A 285-nucleotide genomic window follows, 5' to 3' on the forward strand; every position below is an offset into this window, starting at 1 on the left:
AACTACCATTGAAACTGAGTTGGTATGGTAAGTAATCACTTTTTAATGTGTGGCACATTTTTACCATCTAATATCGCACCATATTATAAGTAAGCAACACTCCCCACAGCTCTTGCTTTACAAGCACTGGTAAGCGACTTCTTAATGTTAATCGATTACCCAGCATATATTGCTTTTGTTCGCGATAACCAAGCTCTATCTCCCAGCGGTGACTGTATAAATCGCCTATATCGGCTGACGGATATCGCATCGGATCTGTCATCGATGTCACCACACTGCATGATT

General features: G+C 41.1%; 1 pseudogene. It reads right to left on the reverse strand.

The features are described from left to right. A pseudogene (locus CWB66_RS19590) lies at positions 1 to 285 on the reverse strand (transposase); the annotation flags it as partial.

The sequence above is a fragment of the Pseudoalteromonas sp. S558 genome, assembly GCF_005886635.1.
Classification (GTDB): Bacteria; Pseudomonadota; Gammaproteobacteria; order Enterobacterales; family Alteromonadaceae; genus Pseudoalteromonas; species Pseudoalteromonas aliena.